Source organism: Streptomyces sp. NPDC029159 (assembly GCF_055564055.1).
Window position 1 is genome coordinate 859,839 of sequence record NZ_JBVHWT010000001.1, and the last position, 26,012, is coordinate 885,850.

Consider the following 26,012-nt stretch of genomic DNA (forward strand, 5'->3'; position numbering starts at 1 on the left):
TGTCATTCTTCTGGTGCGCACCAGAAGGGCCCCGGAAGGGGCCGGACGGCGTGTGTCGAAGGCGGGGACGCTGCAATCCCGCTGAAGGCCAGGGGACAGGGCTTCGGCCCGACTGGCGAGGTGGCCCGGTGACCGCGAGCAACGGCCGGAGGGTGGGGACTCGGTCCCCCTTGCAGTGCAACACCTTTGACCTCCTCCCTGAAGGGAGTCCTTGCTGATGAGAGTTCGTCGCCATATCTAGGCGCTGCCGCCGTCTGACCAGCACGGCAGCCACGCCCATCGCGTCCCAGCTCGGGGCCGCCTCACGGACGTATCCGGAGGCGGCCCCGAGCGTTCACCGGAGTTCCGCGGGCTACTTCCCGCGCCGGTTGCCTCCTCCGCCCGTCCGGGCGCCCTTCGGGGCGGTCGTACGGGCGGGGTTGCAGGGAGTCGGGATTCACCCTCCGTTCACCGTCTCGCCGCCCGAAAGGGGTCTGCTCATGTTCAGCAGCATCGTCGCCGTCATCGGCACGCTTCTCGGTTCGATCACCGCCTACGTCCTCCAGCAGCGCGCCGCCCGCTCGGAGCGGGCCGAGGCTCGCGATGCTGAGCGCCGCGCCGCTCAGCTCGCCGCCGTCGCGGACCTGGTGGCCGCGCTGGCGGATCACCGCCGCGCGATGTGGATGCGTGAGGACATCGCGCTGACGTCGGGCACTGACACCGACGCCTACCGCGAGGCTCGCGCCGCCAGCCACGCCACTCGCGCCGCGCTCTCCACCCCGCTGACCACGCTGCGTCTGCTGGCGCCCGACCTGGCCGACGCCGCCGACGCCGCGGCCCGCGCCTCCTACGCCCTGCGCAACGCGGCCGACGCCGACACCCTGGCCGCCCGCCGCACCGCCGCCGTCGAGGCCGCCGACCGCCTGGCCGCCGACGCCGCCACCCACCTCAACCGCTGACCTGCCTGACCCGCAAACAACGGCGCGGCCCGGTGCTGGAACACCGGACCGCATGAGCCGTCTCTGAAGGGACCAACTCATGAACCACATCGCCATCCCCCTCGCCCCCGTTACGCCGCCCACTCCGGACGGCGGTCCGTCGGCCGCCGAGCTGGCGGCGATCGAGGCGGAGATGCCCGTCATCACCGCCGAAGTCGAGCTTCTCGACGTGGAGATCGCCGTCCTCGACCGCGTGCCGAACGAGCTGGACGAGCGGCGCCTGCGCCGGGCCCGCCGGCGGGTGCTGGCCGCCCGCTGCGCCGTGGCCGACCGTGCCGCTCACTCTGGGGGTGCGGCGTGAGCTTGGCCGATCGCCGTCAGGCGGCGCGGGACGACCGGGCTGCCGACGCCGAACAGGATCGCCTGGACGCCGCGGCCCGCGAGGATCGACGGGCGCAGCGCCAGCAGGCGCAGGACGAGCGGGCGGCGCGCCTGCGGGACCAAGCTCGCATCGACAAGGCGGCCGACCGTGCTGCCCGCGCCGAGCGGCGGGCGGAGCGGGCGGGGCGGTGGGCGGAGGCGTTGACGCCGGAGCGGATCTACCGCACCGGCACCCTCGCCCTCGTCATCGCCTCCGGCCTCGCCTCCCTACCCGCGCAGATCCTGCACTTCGTGGGCATCTCGCCGATGCTGCTGCCCGTCCCGCTGGGCCTGGAGGGCGCCGCGTGGGTGATGGCGGCGGGCGTCGCCTACGCCGACGCCCGCGGCGTCGCGGTGTGGGTCCGCTGGCTGCTGCGAGCCCTCGTCGCCGCCGCCGCGGGGTTCGCCGCGTCCATCAACTACACCTACGGGCTGCATCTCGACGGCTTGTCGCCTGCCAACGCGACGGCCGCCGGGGTCGGGTTGGCTGCTGTCAGTCTGCTGGGTCCGCTGGTGTTCGAGATCCGGCAGTGGGTGTCCACCCTCGCCGCCCACGACGCCGACGCCCGCGAGCGTCGTCGGCACGCGTCCCGGCGTCGTCGGCATCACTGGCGGGTGCGTCGGGTCGCCACCCGACTCCTGTCCGCCGCCCCGCACGAGACCCTCACTGAGTCGGAAGCGTGGGAGCAGGCGTGGGAGATCGTCCGCGGCTGCGCCAAGCCGGGCATGACCCCCCGACTGCACCGCCGGGCCAACAAGGCCGCCGCCAAGCTGGCCGCCGCCCTCGCAGACACCCCCAAGAATGTGGAGGAATCGCCGCAAGATGGTGTGGAAGGGTCGGGGTCTGACCTGCATGAGTCGGCTTCGCCGCGCCGCCGGTGGCTGCGTGTCCGCACCCGACTCACCCGCCGCCCCCGCACCCGAGTCGGGTCGACCGTCCAGCCGACCGACTCCATCCCGACCACCGGCCTGACGGCCGTCCCGGACGACGGGCCGCGTCCGCGCCGGGCGACGGGTCGGGTCCCGGCGGCGGCCCGGCCGACCCGACCCAAGCGCACCCGCGACCAACTCCTGACGGAAGCGCGGCGGGTGACGGCCGACTGGTCGACCGACGAACTGACCGCCGACCGCATCCGACGGGCCGTGCGCACCTCCGCCGACAACGCCCGCGGGTTGCGCGACACCCTCCGCGCCGACCGCGCCGAGCAGTCGGCCAGTGAGGGGGCGGCGGCGTGAGCGAGCCGATCGCCTACGCCGGTCTGTGGCGGCCGGTGATGGAGGCCGCAGGGTGGCGGTGCTGGTGCACCGGCCAGTGCGGCACCCCCCACCGCAAGTCGGAGGGTCGTTGCCCCCGCACCCACGACGGCTACACCAACAAGCACGGCGGATGGGTCCGTCTCATCGCCGCCCCCGCCGACCCCAGCATCCCGCCCCTGGCCGCCGCTCAGCTCGCGCCCGGCGACCTGCGGGCCTGGTGCCCCGCCTGCCACGCCGGCGTCACCCGCGCCCACCGCAAGACCACCCGCCCCGCCCCGCCCCGCCGCAGGCCGACGGCCTGTTCGACCTCTGAGGAGACCCGCATGATGGCCATGACCGAGACCAGGTCCTTCGGGCAGCAGGGCAGTCACCACTGGGTGATGACCCTGGAGCTGCCGGGCAAGGCGATGTTGACCCGCACCGGCACCTACACCCCGCCCCCCGGGTTCACGCGCTACGACGCCTTCCAGGACCTCAAGGAGTCCGTCGCGCTGGAGTACCCGGAGATGAAGCGGGCGATGGTCACCTTCTTCTCCCTGGAGCCCAACCAGATCTGACGGTTGCCCAGACGCACCCCGGCCCGAGTGGTCGGGGTGCGGTGGGGAGCCGGGACAGACCCGGTGAAGGGAGGCCCCAGTGACCTCGCGTCGCTACGAGTTCGACAACCCCCTGCCCGCACCGCGGCAGGACACCTACCCGCCCGTCCACTACCCCCAGCCGATGCCCGGCCCGACCGCCGCCTACGACGGTGACGGTGGGCGGCCGGTCGTCGTCCAGCACATCCACCAGGCCCCGCCCGACCGCACCACCCAGCGCATCGCGCTCGGTACCGGCGTCGGCGCCGGCACCGTCGCGGCGGGGGTCTACTTCGGCCCGCTGCTGGTCGCCGCCCTGTCCTCCATGGCCATCTCCCTCGCCGTCGTCGCCCTCGTCGCCGTCGCCACCGCCTGGGGCGTCGTCACCGTCGTGCGCTCGATCGGCGGGGACGACGGCAAGCAAGCCGCCGAGAACGTCGCCAAGGCCGCCCGCCGCCGGCGCTGACGACTGCCCGATCCGCCCGCCCGGCACGTCTGGGCGGGCGGTGAGGGGAGTCGGGACAGACCCGGCCCGGAAGGGACCGACATGGCGACGAACGAGCCCAAGCTGACCGCCGGAGAGAAGGCCCGCCTCGCAGGGCTGACGGCCCGCATGTGCAAGCGCAGCGTCGCGGGTGAGGGCGTCGACCGGAGCGACCTGGAGCGGCGTTTCGACCGCATCCTCGACGGCGCCCGCGAACGCGAACAGCGCAACCAGAAGAAGTGACTTCGCCCCGGGGCGGCCGCATTCGCCTGGCAGCACTCGGCCGCCCCGGGCCCCGTCCCACCACACGGCACGACAGGAGATACCAGCATGACGGACACCGTCACTCAGGACGAGACCGCACCTCCCGCCGCCCGCCTGCACGCCGTCCCCGACCCCAAGCCCGCCGCCGAGCCCGCCCCGGTCCCCGACGACGGGGAGGAGGGGGCGCGGGCGGTGGCGGTCGACAATCCGAACCTGCCGGAGCCGAAGGTCACCACCGAGAAGCGCCGGCCGATCCTCGCCGGGTGGCTCACCAACCGGCGGGACTTCACCGCCACCACCCGCCACGCCGCCGCCAACGCCACCTACGCCGCGGGCTACCACGGTGTGCGCATCCCGGTCTACGCCGCCCGCCTGAGCCTCATGGCGCCGCGGGGCGCCTGCCGGTTCGTCGCCGCCACCGGCCGGTGGGTCTGGGACCGGGAGGCTGCCCCGTTGCGGGCGGTCGCGGTCCGCAACGAGGACGCCGAGGAGTACATGCGCCTGTCCCGCCTGCGGGCCGGACGCGTCCGCCTGCGGGGCCTGGTGACCCTCATCGCCGCCGTCTTCGGCCTCGGCTTCGCCCTGTGGCTCTACGTCATGGCCCCCGGCGCCCTCTACGCGTTCGCCGCCGGCGGCGTCCTCCTCCTCGGCGCCGCAGGCCAGCAGAAGGACGCCCCCGTCATCGGCCCCGCGGTGCTCAAGACGGAGGTGCAGAAGCTCACCGGGTCCATCGTGCTGCGGGGGATGGACGCCATCGGCAACGCGAAGATCTCCGCCGCCATCAAGAAGGGCGGCGACATGAACGGCATGCGCTTCACCTCCGAGATCGTCCGGGACGGCCCCGGCTACCGCGCCGACCTCGACCTGCCCTACGGCGTCACGCCGGAGGACATCATGGAGGCCCGCAAGCCCCTCGCCTCCGGCCTGCGCCGCAAGGTCGGCTGCGTCTGGCCCGCCCCCGACCCCACCGAGCACGAAGGCCGCCTGGTGCTCTGGGTCGGCGACAAACCCATGAACGAGACCACCAAGCCCACCTGGCCGCTCGCCAAGACGGGGCAGGTCGACCTGTTCAAGCCCGTGGTGTTCGGCAACGACCAGCGCATGCGCGACGTGGCGGTCACCTTGATGTTCGCGTCCGTCGTCGTCGGCTCCATCCCGCGGATGGGCAAGACGTTCCTGATGCGGCTGTTCCTCCTCATCGCCGCCCTCGACCCCCGCGCCGAGCTGCACGCGTTCGACTTCAAGGGCACCGGTGACTTCGGCGCCCTGGAGCCCGTCTGCCACCGCTACCGAGCGGGCGAGGAGGACGAGGACATCACCTATGTCCTCGACGCGCTGCGGGAGTTGAAGGAGGAGCTGCGGCGCCGGGCAAAGGTCATCAAGAACCTGCCGCGCTCCCGGTGCCCGGAGTCGAAGGTCACCCCGGAGCTGGCCAGCGACAAGGCGCTTGGCCTGCATCCGATCGTGGCGGGATTCGACGAGTGCCAGGTGCCGTTCGAGCACGAGGAGCACGGCAAGGAGATCGAGGCGATCTGCACCGACCTCGTCAAACGCGGCCCCGCCCTCGGCATCGTCGCCCTCTTCGGCACGCAGCGGCCCGACGCCAAGTCCCTGCCCACCGGCATCTCAGCGAACGCGGTCCTGCGGTTCTGCCTGAAGGTCATGGGCCAGCCCGCCAACGACATGGTGCTCGGCACCTCGATGTACAAGGCGGGCTACCGGGCCACCATGTTCTCCCGCTCCGACCGGGGGATCTGCTGGATGGCCGGTGAGGGCGACGACCCCCGCATCGTCGCCTCCGCGTTCGTGGACGCGGTCGCCGCCGAGCAGATCGCCGCCCGCGCCCGCCAGCTGCGCGAGGAGTACGGCAACGTCACCGGCCACGCCCTCGGCAAGGGCCCCGAGAAGAGCAGCACCAGCGACGTGCTGGCCGACGTCCTCGACGTCATCGCCCCGATGGAGAAGGCCGTGTGGTCCGAGCGGATCGCCGCCCGCCTCGCCGCCGCCCACCCCGACCTCTACACCGGCTGGAAGGCGGAGAACGTCGCCGCCGCCCTCAAGCCCTGGGGCATCAAGACGACCCAGGTGTGGGGCACCACCGACGACGGCGAAGGCAAGAACCGCCGCGGCATCGACCGCACCGACATCACCGCCGCCATCACACGCCGTAACGCTGAGCGGGCCGCAGCCTGACCCAGCACCGCCGCTAGACCTAGCACCCTCGCGCGCTAGGTCTAGCGGCCCCGCTAGCACCCCGCAGGCCATCTGATCAGGCAACTAGCTCCTAGCGCCTGACCTGCGACAACCCCGGAAAACACCCGAGACAGCAAGGGACACCCCACATGCTGGCCGCTAGCTTCCTCATCCTCGCAGCCTGCGCCGGTTACGCACTGTTGTGCATGGTCCGGCCGTTCGCCGTCTGCCGCCGCTGCTCCGGCACCGGCCTGCGCAACCGCACCGGCCGCAACCTCAAGCCCTGCCGCCGCTGCCGCGGCCACCGCACCCGCCTCCGCATCGGCCGCCGACTCCACAACCACGCCCACCGCCTCCACACCGACGGCACCCGCCCCAACCGACCCACCAAGGACACCCTGCCGTGGCAATAACGATCTCCCTCGTCGCCCTCTTCGGCGTCCTCCTCGCCCTCCTGATCCGCTTCAAATCTCTCGGCATCGGCGCCGCCCTCGTCGCCGTCCTCTTCGGCTTCTACCTCGCCTCCACCGACGCCCGCCACACCATCACCCAGCTCACCAACGCCGTCACCCGCACCCTCACCGGCCACTGACACCCGTAGGGGAACCCATGGAAACCGAGACGTTCGAGACCATCCGCTACACCACCGACATCATCGCCATCACGCCCGACGACCGCGTCCTGCTCATCGAACGCGGCTGGGACCCCTATGAGGGCATGTGGGCGCTGCCCGGCGGCCACGTCGACCCCGGCGAGACCAGCCTCACGGCGGCCGTGCGGGAGCTGGAGGAGGAGACCGGCGTCCGCGTCGCCTACCGCGACCTGCGCCAGCTCGGCGTCTGGGACATGCCCGACCGCGACCCGCGCGGCAGGTACATCACCGTCGCCTACCTCGTCGTCGTCCCCGCCGACACCCCGATCATCGCCGGGGACGACGCCCGCCAGGCCGCCTGGTGGCCCATCAACGCCCTGCCGCCGCTGGCCTTCGACCACGCCGACATCCTCCGCACCGCCACCGGCCACTGACACAGGAGACCGCCATGGACGCCATCACCATCACCACCGCCACCGGCGAGACCGTCGAGGCCACCTCCGCCGATGCCGACACCACCCGCTGGTATGAGGATCTGCCCTTCACCACGGACAACGTCACCAGCGTCTCCGTCGACACCGAGAGGAACTGACCCGTGGACACCGTGATCGAGGCCGTCGCCGCACGCCACACCCGCCCCGTCTCCTGCTACATCCCCGTCTGCTCCCTGTGCGGCGGCAGCAGCGACATGGAGGGGTACACCCAGCACTTCGACAGCCCGGAAGAGGCCCTCGACCAGGCGACCGCCGACGACGAGGCGGGATGGACCCTCACCGAGGACGGCCTCCTGGTCTGCGACACCGTCCGCGACACCGCCCACGAGGACGTCCACGCCGCCGCCGGCAAGCGGATGTCCGCGTGCGCCATGACCGTCACCTGGGGCGACGCAGCGTAGTAGCCGACTGGTGGAGGCGCCTCCGGCAGGTCCCGGAGAGCCCGGGTTTGAGGTCCTGAGAGTCCTTTCCTTCGCCTTGCCGTCAAGGACGCACGGCACCGGCGTGGTCGGAACGCCCGGCCGCGCCGTCTCCTGAGAAGAGGCAGTCATGTTCGAGATCCGCATCATCTGCGAGCCCGCCGACGTCGACCGCATCACCGGCGACCTGGCCGACACGTTCGTCCTCGGAAAGGTGCGCACCTACCCCGCCCGCGACCGGCGGCGCGTGCGCCTGTACGCCACGGCCCACCACCGCCTGGACGCCCCGCAGCAGGACGGCGGCGACGTCCGGTAACACCCTCGTCCAACACGATCTGTGAGAGGACACTCACGCCATGACGCACGCTACGAGGATCTTCCCCTTCGACCCGGATGCCGACATCGCCCCGCTCTGGGCCTGCTACCACTGCGGCGCCACCGGGGCCGACGACGCCGGCATGAACGTCGCGACCCACGTCCTGACCGACCCCGCGGTCTACCTCCGCCCCTGGTGCGCAGCCTGCCTGCCCACCCCGCCCGGCCCCTACGATCCCGCAGACCGCACCTGGCACGCCCACACGCGCACCGCCGGGGACCGGGCCCAGGCTCTGAGCGCTCACGTCGAGAACGGGCTCGTCGTCGACAGCTACGGCACGCACGCTGAGGCCACCTACCAGGTCCTCTGCCCGGTCTGCGGTGGACAGTTCACCGAGGGGCGCGGGCCGTGGCGGCCCGTCTACGCCGTCGCCGCCGACCGCGACGAGAACGCCTGCCCGCCCTGCATCGAGACACGGCCCGCAGCCGAGATCGCCGAGGCATACCGCCGCCGCGCACTCGGACTGACCCCGCTCTGGTCCCTCTGACCACCCGCACCGTGAGGGCCCGGCGACATTTCGCCGGGCCCTCACGGTGCCGCCGCAACATCTGGTGACCCGCACCCGGCCTCCGGCCGGGTAACGAGCAGCGCCCCCGAGAGGTCACTGGCCGCTCACGCGTTCGATTTCCCCTATGGCTAGGGCGGGCCGCTGTCTTTTGCCGAGAGGCGGCCCGCCCTGGTCTCCCAGACAGGAGGACCCCAGCATGACCCAACACACCCCCGTTCCGCGAGCATCCGGACACCTCGCCGTCGCACTCGACCTCGCCCGGCGCGGCGTGCCCGTCCTGCCGCTGCGTGTGGGCAAGGCCCCTTTCGGGAACTGCGCCGCCTGCGCGAAGAACGCGTGCGGCGGCCGGCCGAACATGAAGCAGGCCGGGCCCTGCATGTGCCCACGCCCCTGCCATGCCTGGGCTGCGGCCACCACGGACGCCGCCACGCTCACGTCCCCGGCCTGGGCGGCCGCGTGGAGGCAGGCCGCCGCCGTCGCCTACCACCCCGCCGGTGTCCGTCTCACCGTCGTCGACCTCGACCACGCCGACGCCGTCGCCTGGGCCCACGCCCACCTCCCGCCCACCCGCACCGACGCCCGCCACACCATCAACCAACTCACCAACGCCATCACCCACGCCTTCACCGACCACTGACAGGAGTTCCTATGTCTCCCCGCATCCCCGGCCTGTGCGCCGCCTGTAAGCGCGGCCACTGCGACGAGTGCTACGCCGTCGACCATCCCGACATGCCCGACCTCTACGCCTGCCACTGCAAGGAACGCGGTAAGTCCTGCCCCCGGCCCTCCAGTCCGGCACCGGACCCGGACGCGGACCTCTACCTCAGCATCGCCTTCCTCGACGTGGAGGGCGAGGACACGCAGGACTGATCACCACCAGAGATGGCTAGGGCGGGCCGCTTCTTTTGTCGAGAGGCGGCCTGCCCTGGTGACCTGCACCCGGCCTCCGGCCGGGTAACGAACCGCGTCCCGAGAGGTCACGGGGTGCTCGTTCGTTCGATTCCCCTCATGGTCAGGGCGGGCCGCTGTCTTTTGGCGAGAGGCGGCCCGCCCTGGTCTCCAGTCCAGTCACAGACCAGGAGGACCCCAGCATGACCCAACCGCCCCCCGTACCGCGACCCGCCCCGCAGGAGTTCGCCGACGTCCTGTGGGACCGGGCCCGCGCCGCCTACTTCGCGGGCGGCTTCCCCGCCTACGCAACCGCGGCCTGGTGCGGGCTGCCTCTCGACACCCCGCAGCGGCTGGCCGCCGTCCTGGACGCCGCCGAACGCTGGCGTCGCCACACCGCCGAACAGGCCCGCTTCGACGCGCTGATGGACTCCGACCCGGACGCCTGGTTCCGGGAGGTCACCGCGGACGCCAACGACCAGGCTCGACGCACCCTGCGACGCCTGCGGCTCTCCAGCGTGCCGACCGTTGAGGAGCTGGCCGCACGCCGGCACCCCCGTCCCGCCTGGCCCGTGGAGGCCAGTCCCGGCTGGTCCCCGATTGCCATTCCCGGGCGTCCCGGCTGGTGGCGCCACCACCTCGACGGCCAGCAGGTCGACCTGCCCCACAGCCACGCACCCGCCGCCGAGGTGATCGCGGCATGAGCATCAACGCCGAGGAAGTCCCCCCGCCGTCCAACCCCATGGCTGCCGCACGGCACGTCCTGGCTTCGTGGCAGAACCCGCAGGGGAAGATGCTGCGGCGCCGCTGGCGCGGATCGTGGATGCACTGGACCGGCACCTGCTGGCAGGAGCTGGACGAAGAGCAGATCCGTGCGGAGATGTACCTGCGACTGGAGCACGCCGTCTACATGGCGCCGACCAAGACGGACGGGGAGTTCGAGGAGCGCGACTGGGCGCCCACGAAGCCGAAGATCAACGGCCTGCTGGACGCGGCCGGCGCCATCACGCTCCTGCCGTCGACTGCCGACACCCCGTCCTGGATCGACGGCAAGACCAGCGATGACAGTCCGATCGTGGCCTGCGAGAACGGCATCCTGCGCGTCCACGACCGGGCCCTCCTCCCGCACTCGCCCAGCCTCTTCAACCTCGTCTCCGTCCCGTTCGCCTACGACCAGGACGCCGCGGCGCCCGAATGGGAGGCGTTCCTCCACAAACTCTGGCCGGACGACCCCGAAGCGATCCGGGCCCTGCAAGAGTGGTTCGGCTACGTCCTGTCCGGCCGCACCGACCAGCAGAAGATCCTGCTGATCATCGGCCCGACCCGCTCCGGCAAAGGCACCATTGCCCGTGTCCTCAAAGAGCTGACCGGCCGCGACAACATCGCCGGGCCCACCCTCGCCAGCATGGGCAGCAACTTCGGACTGTCCACCCTGGTGGGTAAGCCCCTCGCCGTCATCTCCGACGCACGCCTGTCCGGCCGGGACAACGGCCCGGTGGTGGAGCGACTGTTGACCATCTCCGGCGAGGACACCATCGACATCGACCGCAAGTTCCGCGACCCGTGGACCGGCAAACTGCCGACGCGACTCATGGTCCTGTCCAACGAGCTGCCCGAGTTCGGCGACTCCTCCGGCGTCATTGCGCGGCGGTTCATCGTGCTGAAGATGACCGAGTCCTGGCTCGGCAAGGAAGACACCGAGCTGACCGACAAGCTCACCGCGGAGATGCCCGGCATCCTCAACTGGGCCCTCGACGGCCTGGCCCGCCTGGAGGAACAGGGCCGCATCACCGACCCGGCCTCCTCCCGCGAATCGGTCCTCACCATGCAGGACACCGCATCCCCCGTCTCCGCGTTCGTCCGCGAACGCTGCACCACCGGGCACGACGCGACCGTCCCCGTCGACCAGCTCTGGACGATCTGGAAGGAGTGGGCCGAGGACAACGGCATCAAGTCCGTCGGCACCAAGCAATCCCTCGCCCGCAACCTCCAGTCCGTCGTCCCCCAGCTCCGCCGCTCCCGTCCTCGTGACGACGCCGGCCGACAGGTCCCCACCTACACCGGCATCACCCTCACCGCCCCGCCCCCGGACGAAGCTGACTCCGGCCCAGGCGCGGCAGCCAGTGGTCTTAGCGGTCCGAACGTCGGCCCCTGCACCCGCTGTCACACCCCGACCGTCCGCTACGGCCCCTTCGGCAAACCGCTCTGCCCTGACTGTCGGTAGCCAGACCCCAGAGAAGTCCAACAACTTTCTCGAAACTATCCGTCTCAGCGACTCAGCGACTCACGCACCCCGATGACCTGCGGATTTCCGATCGACTCGGTGTGCGTTCCACCGGCTCACGTCCGGCTCAGCCTCCGTCTCAACGCGCTCCGCTCGCTGCCTGAGTCGCGTTGAGACGGACCTGAGTCGGACGTGAGTCGGATCCCCAACTCTCAGAGCAAGGCCCCTGACCTGCACTGAGACGGACTGAGTCGCTGAGACGGACGAAAACAGAAAAGTGCGCGCTCCGGCAATCGCCAGCATGGGCGATCTTCACGCCGCGTAGCCGTTCCCTCGTCCACTGGAGGTAACAGCGATGACTCGCCTATCCATTGTGAAGCCGCGCAGCGATACGCCTGCGGTACTCGAACCTCACCTGACCGTGCGCGAAGCTGCCGCCTTTCTGGGGGGAGAACGGTTCGTCCGCCGCTTGATCGCTGAGCGGCGCATCACGTACGTGAAGGACCAGCGTCGCGTTCTCATCCCCGAAAGCTCCGTCGCGGAGTTCTTGACCTCGCGAACCGTTCCGGCCCTTAGCCGCGCCACCCGTAGGAGGGCTGCCTGATGGCGAAGATGGGGCCCGAGCCCGGCGCGAACATGCGGCGGTTCGGCGCGGTGCGGCAGTACCGCTCCGGCCGCTGGACTGCCTCTTACCTGGACCGCTCCGGCGAGCGGCACCGCGCGCCCGAGACGTTCGACAGCAAGACGGATGCGGAGATCTGGCTGTCGCAGGTCGAGGCGGACCTCACGCGGGGGGACTGGCGGGCGCCCGACGTGGGCGCGGTCAACTTCCAGGAGTACGCGCTGGAGTGGGTGGAGGACCGCGACCTCGCCGCCACCACCGAGGAGCTGTACCGGCGGCTCCTGCGGCTCCACCTTCTGCCCCAGCTCGGTGAACTCGACCTGGACGAGATCACTGCGCCGGGTGTCCGCAAGTGGAGGACGGAGCGGTTGAAGGCGACCGGCGCGACCACGGTCGCCAAGACCTACCGATTGTTGAAGGCCATCCTGGAGACGGCGGTTGACGATGAGCTGATCCGCCGGAACCCGTGCCGCATCCGCGGCGCGGGCAAGGAGTCGGCGGCCGAGCGGCCTACGGCGACCGTTGAGCAGGTGGACGCTCTGGCCGACGCCGTGGGCCCGCGCTGGCGGCTGATGGTCTTCCTCGGCGCCTACGGCCCGCTGCGGCCCGAGGAGCAGGCAGAACTGCGCCGGAAGGACGTGGACCTGGACGCCATGACGATCCGGGTCCGGGCGGCGGCTCCGGAGTTGACGACCGGGAAGCGCGCCGTTGGGGACACCAAGTCGGATGCCGGCCGACGGTGCATCGTGCTCCCCGGGTTCCTCCACAAGGATCTGCGGCGCCATCTCGACTGGTACGCGGAGAAGCCCCAGGACGGGTTGCTGTTCGTCGGGGAGAAGGGGGCGCCCTTTCGGCGCTCCTCCTTCGGCCGGAAGTGGCGCAGGGCGCGCACGGCGGTCGGGTTGCCGGACAACTTCCGGCCCTACGACCTTCGTCACACCGGGCACACCCTCTCGACGCGGTCCGGGGCGACGCTGAAGGACACGATGGTGCGGGCAGGTCAGTCCACCGAGCGGGCCGCTCTCATCTACCAGCATTCGGATCTCGACCGTCAGCGGGAGGTGGCCGGTGGCCTTGACCGGATGGTCCGTGAGGCGCGCAAGAAGGCGTCCGAGGCGGTGAAGGAAGGGGAAGGTGGTGCGGAGGTGGTGCGCGGCGCCTGAATCGGTCTAGACAACACGACGGCCCAGCCGGGGACTTGTGTCCCTGAGCTGGGCCGGATTCGTTGGAGCGGGTGACGGGAATCGAACCCGCGCTCTGAGCTTGGGAAGCTCATGTTCTACCATTAAACTACACCCGCGTAGCCGCCGGAATGTGCGGCGATAACTGCGGACACTGTACCCCATGGTGCGACCGGTGTGTGCCGGGTCCTCCTGCGGGTGGTGCGGAGCGGGTGGGCCCCCTCGTGTGAAGCGGCTGTGGGGTGCGGGAGTTGGGGCGTACGGTGGGGTGGTTCCCCGGGTGGTGCGCGGGGTGGGTTCACGGTTCTCGGTGGGGGCTTTCGGGCGGCGGAGTGCCGCTGGAAAAGGCGCCCGGTTGATCCCCTAATGTGGCTTTCGTTGTCCACGCAGTTGGGAGAGGACTTGATGGAGCGCACCGTCGTCCGTTGTGCCGAGGGGCACGTGTTCAGCACCGCTTCGTTCCCGATGCAGACCACCGACCGGCTGGGTCCCGGGCGGCTGCTGCGGTGTCCGCGCTGTGCGCGGCTGCGCAACGCGGTCCCGGTGGAGTACGCGAAGCGGTAGCCCGGCGGTCCGCCCGGCAGGTGTCGCGGCGGGCCGGAACCGGAAGCAGGAGTACCGACGGAAGCAGGAGTGACGGATGGCGGCCCGGTCCCGGTGGGGGCCGGGCCGTCGTCATGTATGGCGCCCGATAGGGCCTCCCCGCATCCGCTGCCCAGCCCGGCCCGGGCCGTCCTCGTGCGCGGCGCCCGGCCCGGGTTCTCCTCGTATCCCTTCCCCGGCCGGGGGAGCCCCCGCGTCCCGCAGGTGCCGGGGCCCCTGAGTTGCGCAGGTCACGCCCACCCCATCGCGGGTGGGGTCCGCGCGGGTGGGCGCGTATCCTCGTCCCCGTGCTTCTCTCAGACAAGGACATCCGAGCCGAGATCGACGCCGGCCGGGTGCGCATCGACCCCTACGACGAGTCGATGGTGCAGCCGTCCAGCATTGACGTCCGTCTCGACCGCTACTTCCGGGTGTTCGAGAACCACCGCTACCCGCACATCGACCCCGCTCAGGAGCAGGCCGACCTGACGCGTGAGGTCGTGCCGGAGGGGGACGAGGCGTTCATCCTGCACCCCGGCGAGTTCGTGCTGGCCTCGACGTACGAGGTCATCACGCTGCCGGACGACGTGGCCTCCCGGCTCGAAGGCAAGAGCTCGCTGGGACGGCTGGGGCTGCTGACGCACTCGACGGCCGGGTTCATCGACCCGGGGTTCAGCGGGCACGTGACCCTGGAGCTGAGCAATGTGGCGACGCTGCCGATCAAGCTCTGGCCGGGGATGAAGATCGGGCAGCTGTGCATGTTCCGCCTGACCTCGGCGGCCGAGCACCCCTACGGGTCGGAGCGGTACGGCTCCCGGTACCAGGGCCAGCGGGGGCCGACCCCGTCGCGGTCCTTCAAGAATTTCCACCGTACTCAGGTGTGAAGGCACGCCCGCCGGAGCGCGCGTGCGTCGGCGGGGGTGGCGTACGGCGTGCGGAAGGCGGGGCTTGCGCCCCGGCGCGTGGCGCGCACAGGGCGTAGGACAGAGAAGGTCTGAGAGAGATACGTGAGTGACGTACGGGAAAACCTGACGTACGAGCGGTTCGGCGGGGCGATCCGTGAGCTGGCGCAGACGATCGCCGACGACGGCTTCGAGCCCGACATCGTGCTGTCGATCGCCCGCGGCGGGGTCTTCGTCGCCGGCGGTCTGGCGTACGCGCTGGACTGCAAGAACATCCACCTGGTGAACGTGGAGTTCTACACCGGCGTGGGCACCACGCTGGAGATGCCGGTGATGCTGGCGCCGGTGCCGAACGCCATCGACTTCAGCGACAAGAAGGTGCTGATCGCCGACGACGTCGCCGACACCGGCAAGACGCTCAAGCTGGTGCACGACTTCTGCAAGGACACCGTCGCGGAGGTCCGCAGCGCGGTGATCTATGAGAAGTCGCACTCGCTGGTGAAGTGCGAGTACGTCTGGAAGCGCACCGACGACTGGATCAACTTCCCGTGGTCCGTGCAGCCGCCGGTGGTCCGCCGGGACAACCAGGTGCTGGACGCCTGACGGGCGGCTGGACCGAACCGAAGGGGCCGTGGCGCTGCGCCGCGGCCCCTTCGGCGTTCCCGCGCGCCGGTTTCGGCCAATACCGTTCCGGGCGTTCCGCCGTTCCGTCCCGCCGAGTAGAAACCGGCGGTAACAGCGGACCGGAGGGGAGACCTCATGGCACGTGTGAGAACCGTGCGGCGGGCGGGACCGGGGCGGCGCGGCAGACGGTGGCCGGTGGCCGCCGTCGCGGCGCTGGCCGTGGTGTGGGGCACCGGCGGTGGGACGGGCGCGGCGGTCGCGGCACCCGCGGCGGCGAAACCGGCGGCCCACTCCGAGGCCACCGCCAGCGCGCCCCTGGCGCCCCGGGTGGAGGCGGCCCGGGCGCGGGAGGCCACCCGGCTCTACGGCGACCCGGCGGTGCGGCCGTTCGACGAGCGGAAGACCTCGCTGATCTCGCTGGGCGACAGCGAGATATCCGGCGAGGGCGTCGGCACGTACGAGCCGGGCACCAACGGGCCGGACAACTGGTGCCACCGCTCGCCGGACTCGGCGATCCACCGCACCGGCGTCCCGGCGGATGTCACGTACAACGTGGCCTGCTCGGGCGCGTACAGCCGGAACATCGTGATCGGCGGGGACAAGCAGTACCCGGACGAGGAGGTGCAGAGCGACAGTCTGGCCGCGGCGGCGCGGAACACCCGGGTCAAGATGATCGTGATGATGGTCGGCGCCAACGACGACCTGCAGTTCGGGCCGGTGATGACGGACTGCGTGAGCCGGTGGCTCACGCTCCAGGGCACCTGCGAGCCGAAGTACCAGCCGGGCTGGCAGGCGCGGGTCGACGCACTGGTGCCGAAGGTCGAGCGGACCGTCGGTGACCTGCGGACCGTGATGCGCGGCGCCGGATACGCGGACGGCGACTACCACCTCGTGCTCATGTCGTACCCGAGTCCGATCGGGCCGGACATGACCGACAACCCGAACTTCCCCGGGAAGCTCCCGGGCGGCTGCACCGGCTACACCTCCGACTCGGCGTGGGGGCGGAACACCGCGGTCCCGGCGTTCGAACGCGGAGTGCGGAAGGCGGCGAACGCGTCGGGCGCGGAGTACCTCGACACCTCGCGGCTCTTCCACGGGCACGAGGTCTGCACGGAGGACACCTGGGCGCGCGGGCTCTACGTGGACGTCTCGAACCCGTTCCCGCCGGACGCCAACTCGGTGCGGCAGTCCTTCCACCCGAACGCGAGGGGCCACGCCGCCTTCGCCTCCTGCCTGACGCAGTTCTACGGCAGCGGGCTGCGCGAGGCGTCCTGCGCCGACCCGGCGAGCACCGGGAAGCCGCAGCTGTACCCGGGCGCCTGGGACGACGCGTTCCGCCCGCTGCGCAACGCGGCCACCGGGACCTGCGCGGATCTCACCGGCGGCGCCTCCGCCAACGGCACGGCGGTCGGCGGCTGGGACTGCCTCGGGCAGCGCAACCAGGGCTGGTGGTACGACTCCGGTGAGCGGTCGCTCCACACCGAGCTGACCCATGACCGCTGCCTCGACGTGCCCGGTGGCCGCTACGAGGCGGGTGCCGCGCTGGTGGTGTGGAACTGCTCCGGGGCGGAGAATCAGCGCTTCACCGAGGGCAGCGGCGGCACCTACCGCCCGGCGGCGGCCGCCTCGCTCTGTCTGACGCTGCGGGCGGCGAAGGACCCGCTGCGGCTGGAGAGTTGCGACGGCTCGGCGGCGCAGAAGTTCACCCGCGGCTGAGGACACCGGCCATGGCGAAGGGCCCCGCCTCCGGACGAGATCCGGGGGCGGGGCCTTTCGGTCCGTACGGGCCGCGGCGCCCGTTTCACGTGAAACAGGCCCGGGCCGCCGTACGGTCAGAGCGTGCCGAGCTTGACCAGGGCGAGCAGGGCGACCAGTTGGATCGCGGAGGCGCCCAGGGCCTTGGGCCACGGCAGGTCGTGGGACTTGCTGACCATCTGTGTCAGCAGGAAGCCGGAGGCCAGCCAGGTCAGCCAGCCCAGGACGGTCACCAGCGGGCTGTCGCCGCCGAGGAACATCGCGAACAGCAGCCGGGGCGCGTCGCTGATCGCCATGATCAGCATCGACAGGCCGATGGTGGGCGCCCAGGCGCCGTCGCCGCCGAGCTGGCGGGCGAGGGTGTGGGTGACCGCACCGAGGATCAGACTGCCGACGATGAACATCACGGCGGTGATCAGCACCCACGGGATGCTCTGCGCCAGCGTGGCGTTGAGGACGTCCTCGCGCGCCTTGTCGAAGCCGAAGACCGCGAGCAGCCCGTAGAGGAACGAGACGATCAGTGCGGGCGCCCAGACCTGGTGGTCGCGCATCTGCCAGAACGTCGCGACCGGCCGCAGCACGATGCCGGGCAGCAGCTGCTTCCAGTGCATCCGGGGGCCGGACGGGGCGGTGTTCTGCCCTGCCTGGTAGACGCCGGCGTCGCCGTACTGCCCGTCGTCACCGTAGGGCTGCTGCCCGTACGCGTCGGCCTCGCCGAGGCTGAACTGCTGGGTGTGCCCGGGGGCGTCGGCCTGGGAGTACGGGGTGTACGGCTGCTGGTAGCCGCCGTCGCCGAAGTACTCGGGCTCGCCGGGGCGGTCCGGCTGTGTGGCACCCGGCCCGCCGTACTGCCCGGGCTGCGGCTGCTGCCACTGGGCGTGCGGGGGCGGGGGCTGCTGTCCGTAGGGGCCCTGCCCGTACGGCGCCTGCTGCCCCTGCTGCTGCCTGTCCTGTGCGGCGCGGGGATCTTGTCCGCGACCCATCCTGAATCCAGCCACGCCCTCGAACGTACCTGCTCCGCGCGATCCCCGTGGTGACCCGGGGACGACGGGGGACCTTTGCTGCCGAGCTGTGACATCCCCTAGGGGGAACCGGACACCGCTACCTGCGCAAACCGGCCATGCCCCCTAGGGGATGCCCCGACGGGACGCCCCGCCTCAGCCGGTCGGGCCCCGGTGGAGGGTCAGCTCGGGCAGACCCTCCATGTTGTCGGAGCCGCCGGCGACGGCGGTGAAGCCGTGGCGCTCGTAGAAGGCGCGGGCGCCGGTGTTGGCCTCGAAGACGTGCAGGGTGAGGCCGTCCGGGCGGTGGGCGAGCGCCTTTTCGAGGAGCCGGGTGCCCAGGCCGCGGCGGAGCTCGCCGGGGTGGAGGTAGAGGTCTTCCAGCTCGTCGTCGCGGACGGCGGCGTAGCCGACGATCTCCGTGCCGCGTTCGGCCACCCAGGCGGTGCAGCCGGGCAGCAGATGGTCGCGGACCCAGGTGATGACGTCATCGAGGCCCCGCCGCTGCGGCGGGAGGTAGGGCATGGTGACCCGCCGGGACTCGCGGTGGACATGGGCGATGGCGGGCGCGTCCGCCGTGGTGGCGCGGCGGATGCGGACGCCGTCGTCCGGGGTCGCGGCGCCGGGGCGCGCGTCGGGTGCCGGGGCAGAGGTCATGGCCGTCATCGTGCCGGACGGCGGGGCGGACGTCGCGTGGTTTTTTCCGGGGCGGGAGACGCCTGGGGAGAGTCCGGGGAGGCGGTGCCGGGCGGCGGCGCCCACGGGCTTCCGGGGCCCGCAACCGGTCCTCTCCTACCGGGCCCCCGGACAAGCCAACGGCCGGTCCGCATCGAGGTGAGGTCGATGCGGACCGGCCGTTGCCGTGGGGCGCGGCCCCTAGGGGGCCACGGGTGCCGGGATCACTTCGCCGGTTCCGGCTCCGGCGCGTCCTCCGCCGGGGCGTCGTCGGTGGGGTCGATCGGCGTCTTGACGGAGTCCAGCAGCAGCTGGGCCACGTCCACGACCTGGATCGACTCCTTCGCCGTGCCGTCGTTCTTCTTGCCGTTGACCGAGTCGGTCAGCATGACGAGGCAGAACGGGCAGGCGGTCGAGACGATGTCGGGGTTGAGGGAGAGCGCCTCGTCGACCCGCTCGTTGTTGACCCGCTTGCCGATGCGCTCCTCCATCCACATGCGGGCGCCGCCGGCGCCGCAGCAGAAGCCGCGCTCCTTGTGGCGGTGCATCTCCTCGTTCCGCAGGCCCGGCACCTTGGCGATGATCTCGCGCGGCGGCGTGTAGACCTTGTTGTGCCGGCCGAGGTAGCAGGGGTCGTGGTACGTGATCAGGCCCTCGACGGGCGTGACCGGCACCAGCTTGCCCTCGTCCACCAGGTGCTGGAGCAGCTGCGTGTGGTGGATGACCTCGTACTCGCCGCCGAGCTGCGGGTACTCGTTGGCGATCGTGTTGAAGCAGTGCGGGCAGGTCGCGACGATCTTCTTCGAGGACTTCGGCTTCTTGGTCGACTCGTCCTCGTCGTCCTCGCCGAAGGCGGCGTTCAGCGTGGCGACGTTCTCCGCGCCGAGCTGCTGGAAGAGGAACTCGTTGCCCAGGCGGCGCGGGGAGTCACCGGTGCACTTCTCGTCGCCGCCCATGATCGCGAAGTTCACGCCCGCGATGTGCAGCAGCTCGGCGAACGCCTTGGTGGTCTTCTTCGCGCGGTCCTCCAGGGCGCCGGCGCAGCCGACCCAGTAGAGGTAGTCGACCTCGGTCAGGTCCTCGACGTCCTTGCCGACGACCGGGACCTCGAAGTCGACCTCCTTCGTCCAGGCGAGGCGCTGCTTCTTGGCCAGGCCCCAGGGGTTGCCCTTCTTCTCCAGGTTCTTCAGCATCGTGCCCGCCTCGCTGGGGAAGCTGGACTCGATCATGACCTGGTAGCGGCGCATGTCGACGATGTGGTCGATGTGCTCGATGTCGACCGGGCACTGCTCGACGCAGGCGCCGCAGGTGGTGCAGGACCACAGGACGTCCGGGTCGATGACGCCGCCCTCTTCGAGGGTGCCGATCAGCGGGCGCTCGGCCTCGGCCAGCGCCGCCGCCGGGACGTCCGCCAGCTGCTCGGCGGTCGCCTTCTCCGCGCCCTCGGCGTCCTTGCCGCCACCCGCGAGCAGGTACGGCGCCTTGGCGTGCGCATGGTCGCGCAGCGCCATGATCAGCAGCTTCGGGGAGAGCGGCTTACCGGTGTTCCACGCGGGGCACTGCGACTGGCAGCGGCCGCACTCGGTGCAGGTGGAGAAGTCGAGGATGCCCTTCCAGGAGAAGTGCTCGATCTGCGAGACGCCGAACTGGTCGTCCTCGCCCGGGTCCTCGAAGTCGATCTCCTTGCCCTCGCTGGTCATCGGCTGCAGCGCGCCGAGCGCGACATCGCCGTCCGCCTCGCGCTTGAACCAGATGTTGGGGAAGGCGAGGAAGCGGTGCCAGGCGACGCCCATGTCGGTCTTGAGCGCGACGGTGATCATCCAGATGAAGGAGGTCGCGATCTTCAGCCCGGCGAAGAAGTAGGTGAGGTTCTGGAGCGTCGCGACGTCCATCCCCTCCAGCCAGCTGACGACCGGGTACGAGAGGAAGAACGACGCCTCGTAGCCGTTGACGTGGTGCTGGGCGCCCTCCAGCGCGTGCAGCATGAAGATGCAGACGCCGACGATGAGGATGACGGCCTCGACGAAGTACGCCTGGCCGAAGTTGGAGCCGCTGAAGCGGGACTTGCGGCCCGGCTTGCCCGGCTTGCTCAGCTGGCGGATCGCGATCAGCACGAGGATACCGAGCACTGTCATCGTGCCGATGAACTCGACGAAGACGTTGTACGGGGCCCAGTCGCCGATGATCGGCAGGAGCCAGTCCGCCTTGAAGAGCTGGCCGATGGCGTTGACGATGGTCAGCAGCAGCGAGAAGAAGCCCACCGCCACGAACCAGTGCGCGACGCCGACGACGCCCCAGCGGTTCATGCGGGTGTGGCCGAGGAACTCCTTGACCACGGTGACGGTGCGCTGCTTCGGGTCGTCGGTCCGGGAGCCGGCGGGGACGTTCTGGCCGAGCCGTACGAAGCGGTAGATCTGTGCGATGGCACGGCCGAACAGCGCGACGCCGACCGCGATTAGGACCAGCGACACGATGATCGCGGCGAGTTGCATTGATGGCTCCTCGGGCCTGCGAGAGCGGGGACTACTGCGACTACTAAGCAGTAACTTTTCGGGTCTGCGCTGAGGTTACCCAGTATCCGGGGCCCCATGAAGCCGCCCGGCCGGTGATCTGCGTCGCGCGGGCGCCCCCGCGCGAGGGCGGCGCGCGCCTGCCGGGCGGCCACCGTGCCCCGGAGGCTCCTCCTTGATCGTGCCGGTGAGGATAAGGCCCGTATAAAACTTGAGTGGTCACGACTCAAGTCTGTTGACAGGTTTTGGAGGCTCATGCATGCTTGAGTCCGTTCCACTCAAGTCACTGGAGGAATCGACATGGCACGTGCGGTCGGCATCGACCTGGGCACGACGAACTCCGTCGTCAGTGTTCTCGAAGGCGGTGAGCCCACCGTCATCACCAACGCCGAGGGCGCCAGGACCACGCCGTCCGTCGTCGCCTTCGCCAAGAACGGCGAGGTGCTGGTCGGCGAGGTCGCGAAGCGCCAGGCGGTCACCAACGTCGACAGGACCATCCGGTCGGTCAAGCGCCACATGGGCACCGACTGGAAGGTCGACATCGACGGCAAGGGCTTCAACTCGCAGCAGATGAGCGCCTTCATCCTGCAGAAGCTCAAGCGTGACGCCGAGGCGTACCTGGGCGAGAAGGTCGTGGACGCGGTCATCACCGTCCCCGCCTACTTCAACGACTCCGAGCGCCAGGCCACCAAGGAGGCCGGTGAGATCGCGGGTCTGAACGTCCTGCGCATCGTCAACGAGCCCACCGCGGCCGCGCTCGCCTACGGCCTGGAGAAGGACGACCAGACCATTCTGGTCTTCGACCTCGGTGGCGGCACCTTCGACGTCTCGCTGCTGGAGATCGGCGACGGCGTCGTCGAGGTGAAGGCCACCAACGGTGACAACCACCTCGGTGGTGACGACTGGGACCAGCGCGTCGTCGACCACCTGGTCAAGCAGTTCCAGAACGGCCACGGCGTCGACCTGTCCAAGGACAAGATGGCGCTCCAGCGGCTGCGCGAGGCCGCCGAGAAGGCGAAGATCGAGCTGTCGTCCTCCACCGAGACGACGATCAACCTTCCCTACATCACCGCCTCCGCCGAGGGCCCGCTGCACCTGGACGAGAAGCTCACGCGCTCGCAGTTCCAGCAGCTCACCAGCGATCTGCTCGACCGCTGCAAGACCCCGTTCCACAACGTCATCAAGGACGCCGGCATCTCGCTGTCCGAGATCGACCACGTGGTCCTGGTCGGCGGTTCGACCCGTATGCCGGCCGTCGCCGAGCTGGTCAAGGAGCTGACCGCCGGCAAGGAGGCCAACAAGGGCGTCAACCCGGACGAGGTCGTCGCCATGGGCGCGACCCTCCAGGCCGGTGTCCTCAAGGGCGAGGTCAAGGACGTTCTGCTCCTCGACGTCACCCCGCTGTCCCTCGGTATCGAGACCAAGGGCGGCATCATGACCAAGCTCATCGAGCGGAACACCACGATTCCGACGAAGCGCTCCGAGATCTTCACGACGGCCGAGGACAACCAGCCGTCCGTGCAGATCCAGGTCTACCAGGGCGAGCGCGAGATCGCGGCGTACAACAAGAAGCTCGGGATGTTCGAGCTGACGGGCCTGCCGCCGGCCCCGCGCGGTGTCCCGCAGATCGAGGTCTCCTTCGACATCGACGCCAACGGCATCATGCACGTGACCGCCAAGGACCTGGGCACGGGCAAGGAGCAGAAGATGACCGTCACCGGCGGCTCCTCGCTGCCGAAGGACGAGGTCGACCGCATGCGCCAGGAGGCGGAGCAGTACGCGGACGAGGACGCGAAGCGCCGCGAGGCCGCCGAGTCCCGTAACCAGGGCGAGCAGCTCGTCTACCAGACGGAGAAGTTCCTCAAGGACAACGAGGAGAAGGTCCCCGCCGAGGTGAAGACCGAGGTCGAGACCGCCGTCGGTGAGCTGAAGGAGAAGCTCAAGGGCGAGGACTCCGCCGAGATCCGCACCGCCACCGAGAAGGTCGCCGCCGTCTCGCAGAAGCTGGGCCAGGCCATGTACGCCGACGCCCAGGCCGCGGGCGCCGAGGCCGGTGCCGCGGGCGCCGGTGCGGGCGAGGCCAAGGCCGAGGACGACGTCGTGGACGCCGAGATCGTCGACGACGAGAAGCCCAAGAAGGACGGTGCGGCGTGACGGAGGAGACCCCGGGCTTCGACGAGAAGCCCGACGTCTCCGCCGAGTCCGCAGCTGACGACGCGGCACGAGCCGAGTCCGCCGACAAGGCGGGCTCGGCCCCGGCCGGGGACGACAAGCAGAGCGCACAGGACGTCGCGCTCACCGCGCAGCTGGACCAGGCCCGCTCCGCGCTCACCGAGCGCACCGCGGACCTCCAGCGGCTCCAGGCCGAGTACCAGAACTACCGGCGCCGGGTGGAGCGGGACCGCGTCGCGGTCAAGGAGGTCGCCGCGGCGAACCTCCTGTCCGAGCTGCTCCCGGTCCTGGACGACGTGGGTCGCGCCCGCGATCACGGCGAGCTGGTCGGCGGCTTCAAGTCGGTGGCCGAATCGCTGGAGACCGTGGTCGCCAAGTTGGGCCTGCAGCAGTTCGGCAAGGAGGGCGAGCCCTTCGACCCGACGATCCACGAAGCCCTGATGCACTCGTACGCACCGGACGTCACGGAGACCACGTGCGTGGCCATCCTGCAGCCCGGGTATCGCATCGGTGAGCGAACGATCCGCCCCGCGCGGGTCGCCGTCGCCGAGCCGCAGCCCGGCGCCCAGGGCGGCAAGTCCGCATCCGAGGACGGCGCCAAGGCTTCGGACGAGGAAAACGGTGGCCCGGACGAGGGCTGACGTGCGGACGGCAGAGAAGAAGACACGGAAGGAGGGACGTCGGGGATGAGCACGAAGGACTTCGTCGAGAAGGACTACTACAAGGTCCTCGGCGTCCCGAAGGACGCCACCGACGCCGAGATCAAGAAGGCGTACCGCAAGCTCGCCCGGGAGAACCACCCGGACGCCAACACCGGTGACTCCGGCGCCGAGGCGCGCTTCAAGGAGATCTCCGAGGCGAACGACATCCTCGGCGACCCCAAGCGCCGCAAGGAGTACGACGAGGCGCGGGCGCTGTTCGGCAACGGCGGCTTCCGGCCCGGTCCCGGCGGGGGCGGCGGCAACTTCAACTTCGACCTCGGCGACCTCTTCGGGGGCACGCCGGGCCAGCAGGGAAGTGCCGGCGGCTTCGGCGGCGGCCTCGGGGACGTCTTCGGCGGCCTGTTCAACCGCGGCGGCGGGGCGGGCACCCGTACCCAGCCGCGGCGGGGGCAGGACATCGAGTCCGAGGTGACGCTGAGCTTCACCGAGGCGGTGGACGGGGCCACGGTCCCGCTGCGGATGTCCAGCAAGGAGCCGTGCAAGGCGTGCTCGGGCACCGGCGACAAGAACGGCACCCCGCGGGTCTGTCCGACCTGCGTGGGCACCGGTCAGGTCAGCCGGGGCGCGGGCGGCGGCTTCTCGCTCACCGATCCGTGCGCCGACTGCAAGGGCCGCGGCCTGATCGCGGAGAACCCCTGCGACGTCTGCAAGGGCAGCGGCCGGGCCACCAGCGCCCGGACGATGCAGGTCCGCATCCCGGCGGGCGTCTCCGACGGGCAGCGCATCCGGCTGCGCGGCAAGGGCACGCCCGGCGAGCACGGCGGTCCGGCGGGCGATCTCTACGTCGTGGTGCACGTCCAGCCGCACCCGGTCTTCGGCCGCAAGGGCGACAACCTCACCGTCACGGTGCCGGTCACCTTCCCGGAGGCGGCGCTCGGCGGCGAGGTGCGGGTGCCGACGCTGGGCGGGCCGCCCGTCACGCTCAAGATCGCACCGGGCACGCCCAACGGCCGCACCATGCGGGCGCGGGGCAAGGGCTCGGCACGCAAGGACGGCACCCGGGGTGACCTGCTGGTCACCGTCGAGGTGATCGTTCCCAAGGACCTCGGCGACAAGGCGAAGGAGTCGCTGGAGTCCTATCGCGAGGCGACCGCGGATCATGATCCGCGGGCGGAGCTGTTCCAGGCCGCGAAGGGAGCATGAGATGGACAGCCGGGGTCACCGTCGGAATCCGTACGAACTGACCGAAGATTCGCCGGTATATGTCATCTCCGTCGCGGCTCAGCTCTCCGGCCTGCATCCGCAGACCCTGCGTCAGTACGACCGGCTGGGCCTGGTCTCGCCCGACCGCACGGCCGGGCGGGGCCGCCGGTACTCCGCCCGGGACATCGAACTGCTCCGCACGGTGCAGCAGCTGTCCCAGGACGAGGGCATCAACCTCGCCGGCATCAAGCGCATCATCGAGCTGGAGAACCAGGTCACCGCCCTCCAGCAGCGGGTCGCCGAACTCCAGGGCGCCCTGGAGGGCGCGGCCAGCGCGATGCAGCAGCGGGAGGCCGCGGTCCATGCGTCCTACCGCCGCGACCTGGTGCCGTATCAGGATGTGCAGCAGACCAGCGCGCTGGTGGTGTGGCGCCCCAAGCGGGGCGAGTGACCGCCGGAGCGCGGTGGTGAGCAGCGAAGAGGGCCGGGGCGACCCGGCCCTTTCGCATGTC

Annotated in this window: 30 protein-coding genes, 1 tRNA gene and 1 pseudogene; 28 read left to right on the forward strand and 4 right to left on the reverse strand. The window is 70.8% G+C overall.

The genetic code is table 11. The features are described from left to right. The first annotated feature begins 479 nt into the window (after positions 1-479). From ACZ4U4_RS03825 to ACZ4U4_RS03920, 20 genes and pseudogenes are all read left to right on the forward strand, one after another. A complete protein-coding gene (locus ACZ4U4_RS03825) occupies positions 480-938 on the forward strand; it encodes a protein kilB (RefSeq protein ID WP_467868823.1) in 459 nt (152 codons plus the stop codon). A 79-nt stretch (positions 939-1,017) separates the two neighbouring features. After that, positions 1,018-1,278 (forward strand): DUF6284 family protein, encoded by a 261-nt coding sequence (locus tag ACZ4U4_RS03830; protein WP_467868824.1) that lies wholly within the window; start codon positions 1,018-1,020, stop codon positions 1,276-1,278. Continuing rightward, the gene (locus ACZ4U4_RS03835; RefSeq protein ID WP_467868825.1) at positions 1,275-2,573 is read left to right on the forward strand and encodes a hypothetical protein; all 1,299 of its coding nucleotides are present in this window, start codon (positions 1,275-1,277) and stop codon (positions 2,571-2,573) included. The genes ACZ4U4_RS03830 and ACZ4U4_RS03835 overlap by 4 nt, the downstream gene beginning before the upstream one ends. Further along, a complete protein-coding gene (locus ACZ4U4_RS03840; RefSeq protein ID WP_467868826.1) occupies positions 2,570-3,151 on the forward strand; it encodes a hypothetical protein in 582 nt (193 codons plus the stop codon). The genes ACZ4U4_RS03835 and ACZ4U4_RS03840 overlap by 4 nt, the downstream gene beginning before the upstream one ends. Positions 3,152-3,230: 79 nt before the next feature. Then, positions 3,231-3,635, forward strand: coding sequence for a DUF6251 family protein (locus ACZ4U4_RS03845; protein ID WP_467868827.1), 405 nt, complete (start codon positions 3,231-3,233; stop codon positions 3,633-3,635). An 81-nt stretch (positions 3,636-3,716) separates the two neighbouring features. Then, positions 3,717-3,896 carry a DUF6257 family protein gene (locus ACZ4U4_RS03850; protein ID WP_467868828.1) on the forward strand — a complete coding sequence of 60 codons (180 nt, stop codon included), beginning with the start codon at positions 3,717-3,719 and terminating at the stop codon, positions 3,894-3,896. A gap of 87 nt (positions 3,897-3,983) precedes the next feature. Next, entirely contained in the window at positions 3,984-6,110 is a 2,127-nt protein-coding gene (locus tag ACZ4U4_RS03855; protein ID WP_467868829.1) for a cell division protein FtsK, read from the forward strand. Positions 6,111-6,259: 149 nt separating this feature from the next. After that, the gene (locus ACZ4U4_RS03860; RefSeq protein ID WP_467868830.1) at positions 6,260-6,523 is read left to right on the forward strand and encodes a hypothetical protein; all 264 of its coding nucleotides are present in this window, start codon (positions 6,260-6,262) and stop codon (positions 6,521-6,523) included. Beyond that, the gene (locus tag ACZ4U4_RS03865) at positions 6,514-6,702 is read left to right on the forward strand and encodes a hypothetical protein (RefSeq protein ID WP_467868831.1); all 189 of its coding nucleotides are present in this window, start codon (positions 6,514-6,516) and stop codon (positions 6,700-6,702) included. The genes ACZ4U4_RS03860 and ACZ4U4_RS03865 overlap by 10 nt, the downstream gene beginning before the upstream one ends. Before the next feature lie 17 nt (positions 6,703-6,719). Next, a complete protein-coding gene (locus tag ACZ4U4_RS03870) occupies positions 6,720-7,136 on the forward strand; it encodes an NUDIX domain-containing protein (protein ID WP_467868832.1) in 417 nt (138 codons plus the stop codon). A gap of 14 nt (positions 7,137-7,150) precedes the next feature. Further along, positions 7,151-7,294 (forward strand): hypothetical protein, encoded by a 144-nt coding sequence (locus ACZ4U4_RS03875; RefSeq protein WP_467868833.1) that lies wholly within the window; start codon positions 7,151-7,153, stop codon positions 7,292-7,294. 3 nt (positions 7,295-7,297) lie between these two features. Next, entirely contained in the window at positions 7,298-7,597 is a 300-nt protein-coding gene (locus ACZ4U4_RS03880) for a hypothetical protein (RefSeq protein WP_467868834.1), read from the forward strand. Between the two features lie 148 nt (positions 7,598-7,745). Next, positions 7,746-7,931 (forward strand): hypothetical protein, encoded by a 186-nt coding sequence (locus ACZ4U4_RS03885; RefSeq protein WP_467868835.1) that lies wholly within the window; start codon positions 7,746-7,748, stop codon positions 7,929-7,931. A 40-nt stretch (positions 7,932-7,971) separates the two neighbouring features. After that, positions 7,972-8,478 carry a hypothetical protein gene (locus ACZ4U4_RS03890; RefSeq protein ID WP_467868836.1) on the forward strand — a complete coding sequence of 169 codons (507 nt, stop codon included), beginning with the start codon at positions 7,972-7,974 and terminating at the stop codon, positions 8,476-8,478. Between the two features lie 217 nt (positions 8,479-8,695). Next, positions 8,696-9,073 (forward strand): annotated as a pseudogene (locus ACZ4U4_RS03895) (bifunctional DNA primase/polymerase); the annotation flags it as partial. A 74-nt stretch (positions 9,074-9,147) separates the two neighbouring features. Then, positions 9,148-9,369: a hypothetical protein gene (locus ACZ4U4_RS03900; RefSeq protein ID WP_467868837.1), complete on the forward strand. Its 222-nt coding sequence runs from the start codon at positions 9,148-9,150 to the stop codon at positions 9,367-9,369. A 221-nt stretch (positions 9,370-9,590) separates the two neighbouring features. Next, positions 9,591-10,091, forward strand: coding sequence for a DUF2742 domain-containing protein (locus ACZ4U4_RS03905; RefSeq protein WP_467868838.1), 501 nt, complete (start codon positions 9,591-9,593; stop codon positions 10,089-10,091). Then, complete coding sequence (locus tag ACZ4U4_RS03910) at positions 10,088-11,611, forward strand: DNA primase family protein (RefSeq protein WP_467868839.1); 1,524 nt, start codon at positions 10,088-10,090, stop codon at positions 11,609-11,611. Before ACZ4U4_RS03905 ends, ACZ4U4_RS03910 begins: the two co-directional genes overlap by 4 nt. Positions 11,612-12,026: 415 nt before the next feature. Further along, positions 12,027-12,215: a helix-turn-helix domain-containing protein gene (locus ACZ4U4_RS03915; protein ID WP_467868937.1), complete on the forward strand. Its 189-nt coding sequence runs from the start codon at positions 12,027-12,029 to the stop codon at positions 12,213-12,215. Between the two features lie 8 nt (positions 12,216-12,223). Beyond that, positions 12,224-13,396 carry a tyrosine-type recombinase/integrase gene (locus ACZ4U4_RS03920; protein WP_467868938.1) on the forward strand — a complete coding sequence of 391 codons (1,173 nt, stop codon included), beginning with the start codon at positions 12,224-12,226 and terminating at the stop codon, positions 13,394-13,396. A gap of 63 nt (positions 13,397-13,459) precedes the next feature. Here the strand turns inward: ACZ4U4_RS03920 and ACZ4U4_RS03925 are convergent. Beyond that, positions 13,460-13,533 (reverse strand) — tRNA-Gly (locus tag ACZ4U4_RS03925). A gap of 286 nt (positions 13,534-13,819) precedes the next feature. Here ACZ4U4_RS03925 and ACZ4U4_RS03930 point away from each other — a divergent pair. The 4 genes from ACZ4U4_RS03930 (at position 13,820) to ACZ4U4_RS03945 (ending at position 17,238) form a co-directional block, all read left to right on the forward strand. Then, positions 13,820-13,978 (forward strand): hypothetical protein, encoded by a 159-nt coding sequence (locus ACZ4U4_RS03930; protein ID WP_391646787.1) that lies wholly within the window; start codon positions 13,820-13,822, stop codon positions 13,976-13,978. A gap of 326 nt (positions 13,979-14,304) precedes the next feature. Then, on the forward strand, positions 14,305-14,880 hold the full coding sequence (gene dcd / locus ACZ4U4_RS03935) for a dCTP deaminase (RefSeq protein WP_030284504.1): 576 nt from the start codon (positions 14,305-14,307) through the stop codon (positions 14,878-14,880). 123 nt (positions 14,881-15,003) lie between these two features. After that, the gene (locus tag ACZ4U4_RS03940; protein ID WP_345088811.1) at positions 15,004-15,501 is read left to right on the forward strand and encodes a phosphoribosyltransferase; all 498 of its coding nucleotides are present in this window, start codon (positions 15,004-15,006) and stop codon (positions 15,499-15,501) included. A gap of 156 nt (positions 15,502-15,657) precedes the next feature. Continuing rightward, the gene (locus ACZ4U4_RS03945; protein WP_467868840.1) at positions 15,658-17,238 is read left to right on the forward strand and encodes a ricin-type beta-trefoil lectin domain protein; all 1,581 of its coding nucleotides are present in this window, start codon (positions 15,658-15,660) and stop codon (positions 17,236-17,238) included. 116 nt (positions 17,239-17,354) lie between these two features. Here the strand turns inward: ACZ4U4_RS03945 and ACZ4U4_RS03950 are convergent, their stop codons facing one another. The 3 genes from ACZ4U4_RS03950 to ACZ4U4_RS03960 form a co-directional block, all read right to left on the reverse strand. Further along, positions 17,355-18,260 carry a Yip1 family protein gene (locus ACZ4U4_RS03950; RefSeq protein ID WP_467868939.1) on the reverse strand — a complete coding sequence of 302 codons (906 nt, stop codon included), beginning with the start codon at positions 18,258-18,260 and terminating at the stop codon, positions 17,355-17,357. 174 nt (positions 18,261-18,434) lie between these two features. Beyond that, entirely contained in the window at positions 18,435-18,935 is a 501-nt protein-coding gene (locus tag ACZ4U4_RS03955) for a GNAT family N-acetyltransferase (RefSeq protein ID WP_467868841.1), read from the reverse strand. A gap of 242 nt (positions 18,936-19,177) precedes the next feature. Further along, on the reverse strand, positions 19,178-21,445 hold the full coding sequence (locus ACZ4U4_RS03960) for a heterodisulfide reductase-related iron-sulfur binding cluster (RefSeq protein ID WP_467868842.1): 2,268 nt from the start codon (positions 21,443-21,445) through the stop codon (positions 19,178-19,180). A gap of 318 nt (positions 21,446-21,763) precedes the next feature. Here ACZ4U4_RS03960 and dnaK point away from each other — a divergent pair, with 318 nt between their 5' ends. The 4 genes from dnaK to ACZ4U4_RS03980 are packed head-to-tail and all read left to right on the forward strand — an operon-like array spanning position 21,764 to position 25,951. Beyond that, positions 21,764-23,617 carry a molecular chaperone DnaK gene (gene dnaK / locus ACZ4U4_RS03965; RefSeq protein WP_467868843.1) on the forward strand — a complete coding sequence of 618 codons (1,854 nt, stop codon included), beginning with the start codon at positions 21,764-21,766 and terminating at the stop codon, positions 23,615-23,617. Next, positions 23,614-24,276, forward strand: coding sequence for a nucleotide exchange factor GrpE (gene grpE / locus ACZ4U4_RS03970; RefSeq protein WP_467868844.1), 663 nt, complete (start codon positions 23,614-23,616; stop codon positions 24,274-24,276). The genes dnaK and grpE overlap by 4 nt, the downstream gene beginning before the upstream one ends. Positions 24,277-24,321: 45 nt before the next feature. Next, positions 24,322-25,500 carry a molecular chaperone DnaJ gene (gene dnaJ / locus ACZ4U4_RS03975; protein ID WP_467868845.1) on the forward strand — a complete coding sequence of 393 codons (1,179 nt, stop codon included), beginning with the start codon at positions 24,322-24,324 and terminating at the stop codon, positions 25,498-25,500. Between the two features lies 1 nt (position 25,501). After that, complete coding sequence (locus ACZ4U4_RS03980; protein WP_030284401.1) at positions 25,502-25,951, forward strand: heat shock protein transcriptional repressor HspR; 450 nt, start codon at positions 25,502-25,504, stop codon at positions 25,949-25,951. Positions 25,952-26,012 lie beyond the last annotated feature (61 nt).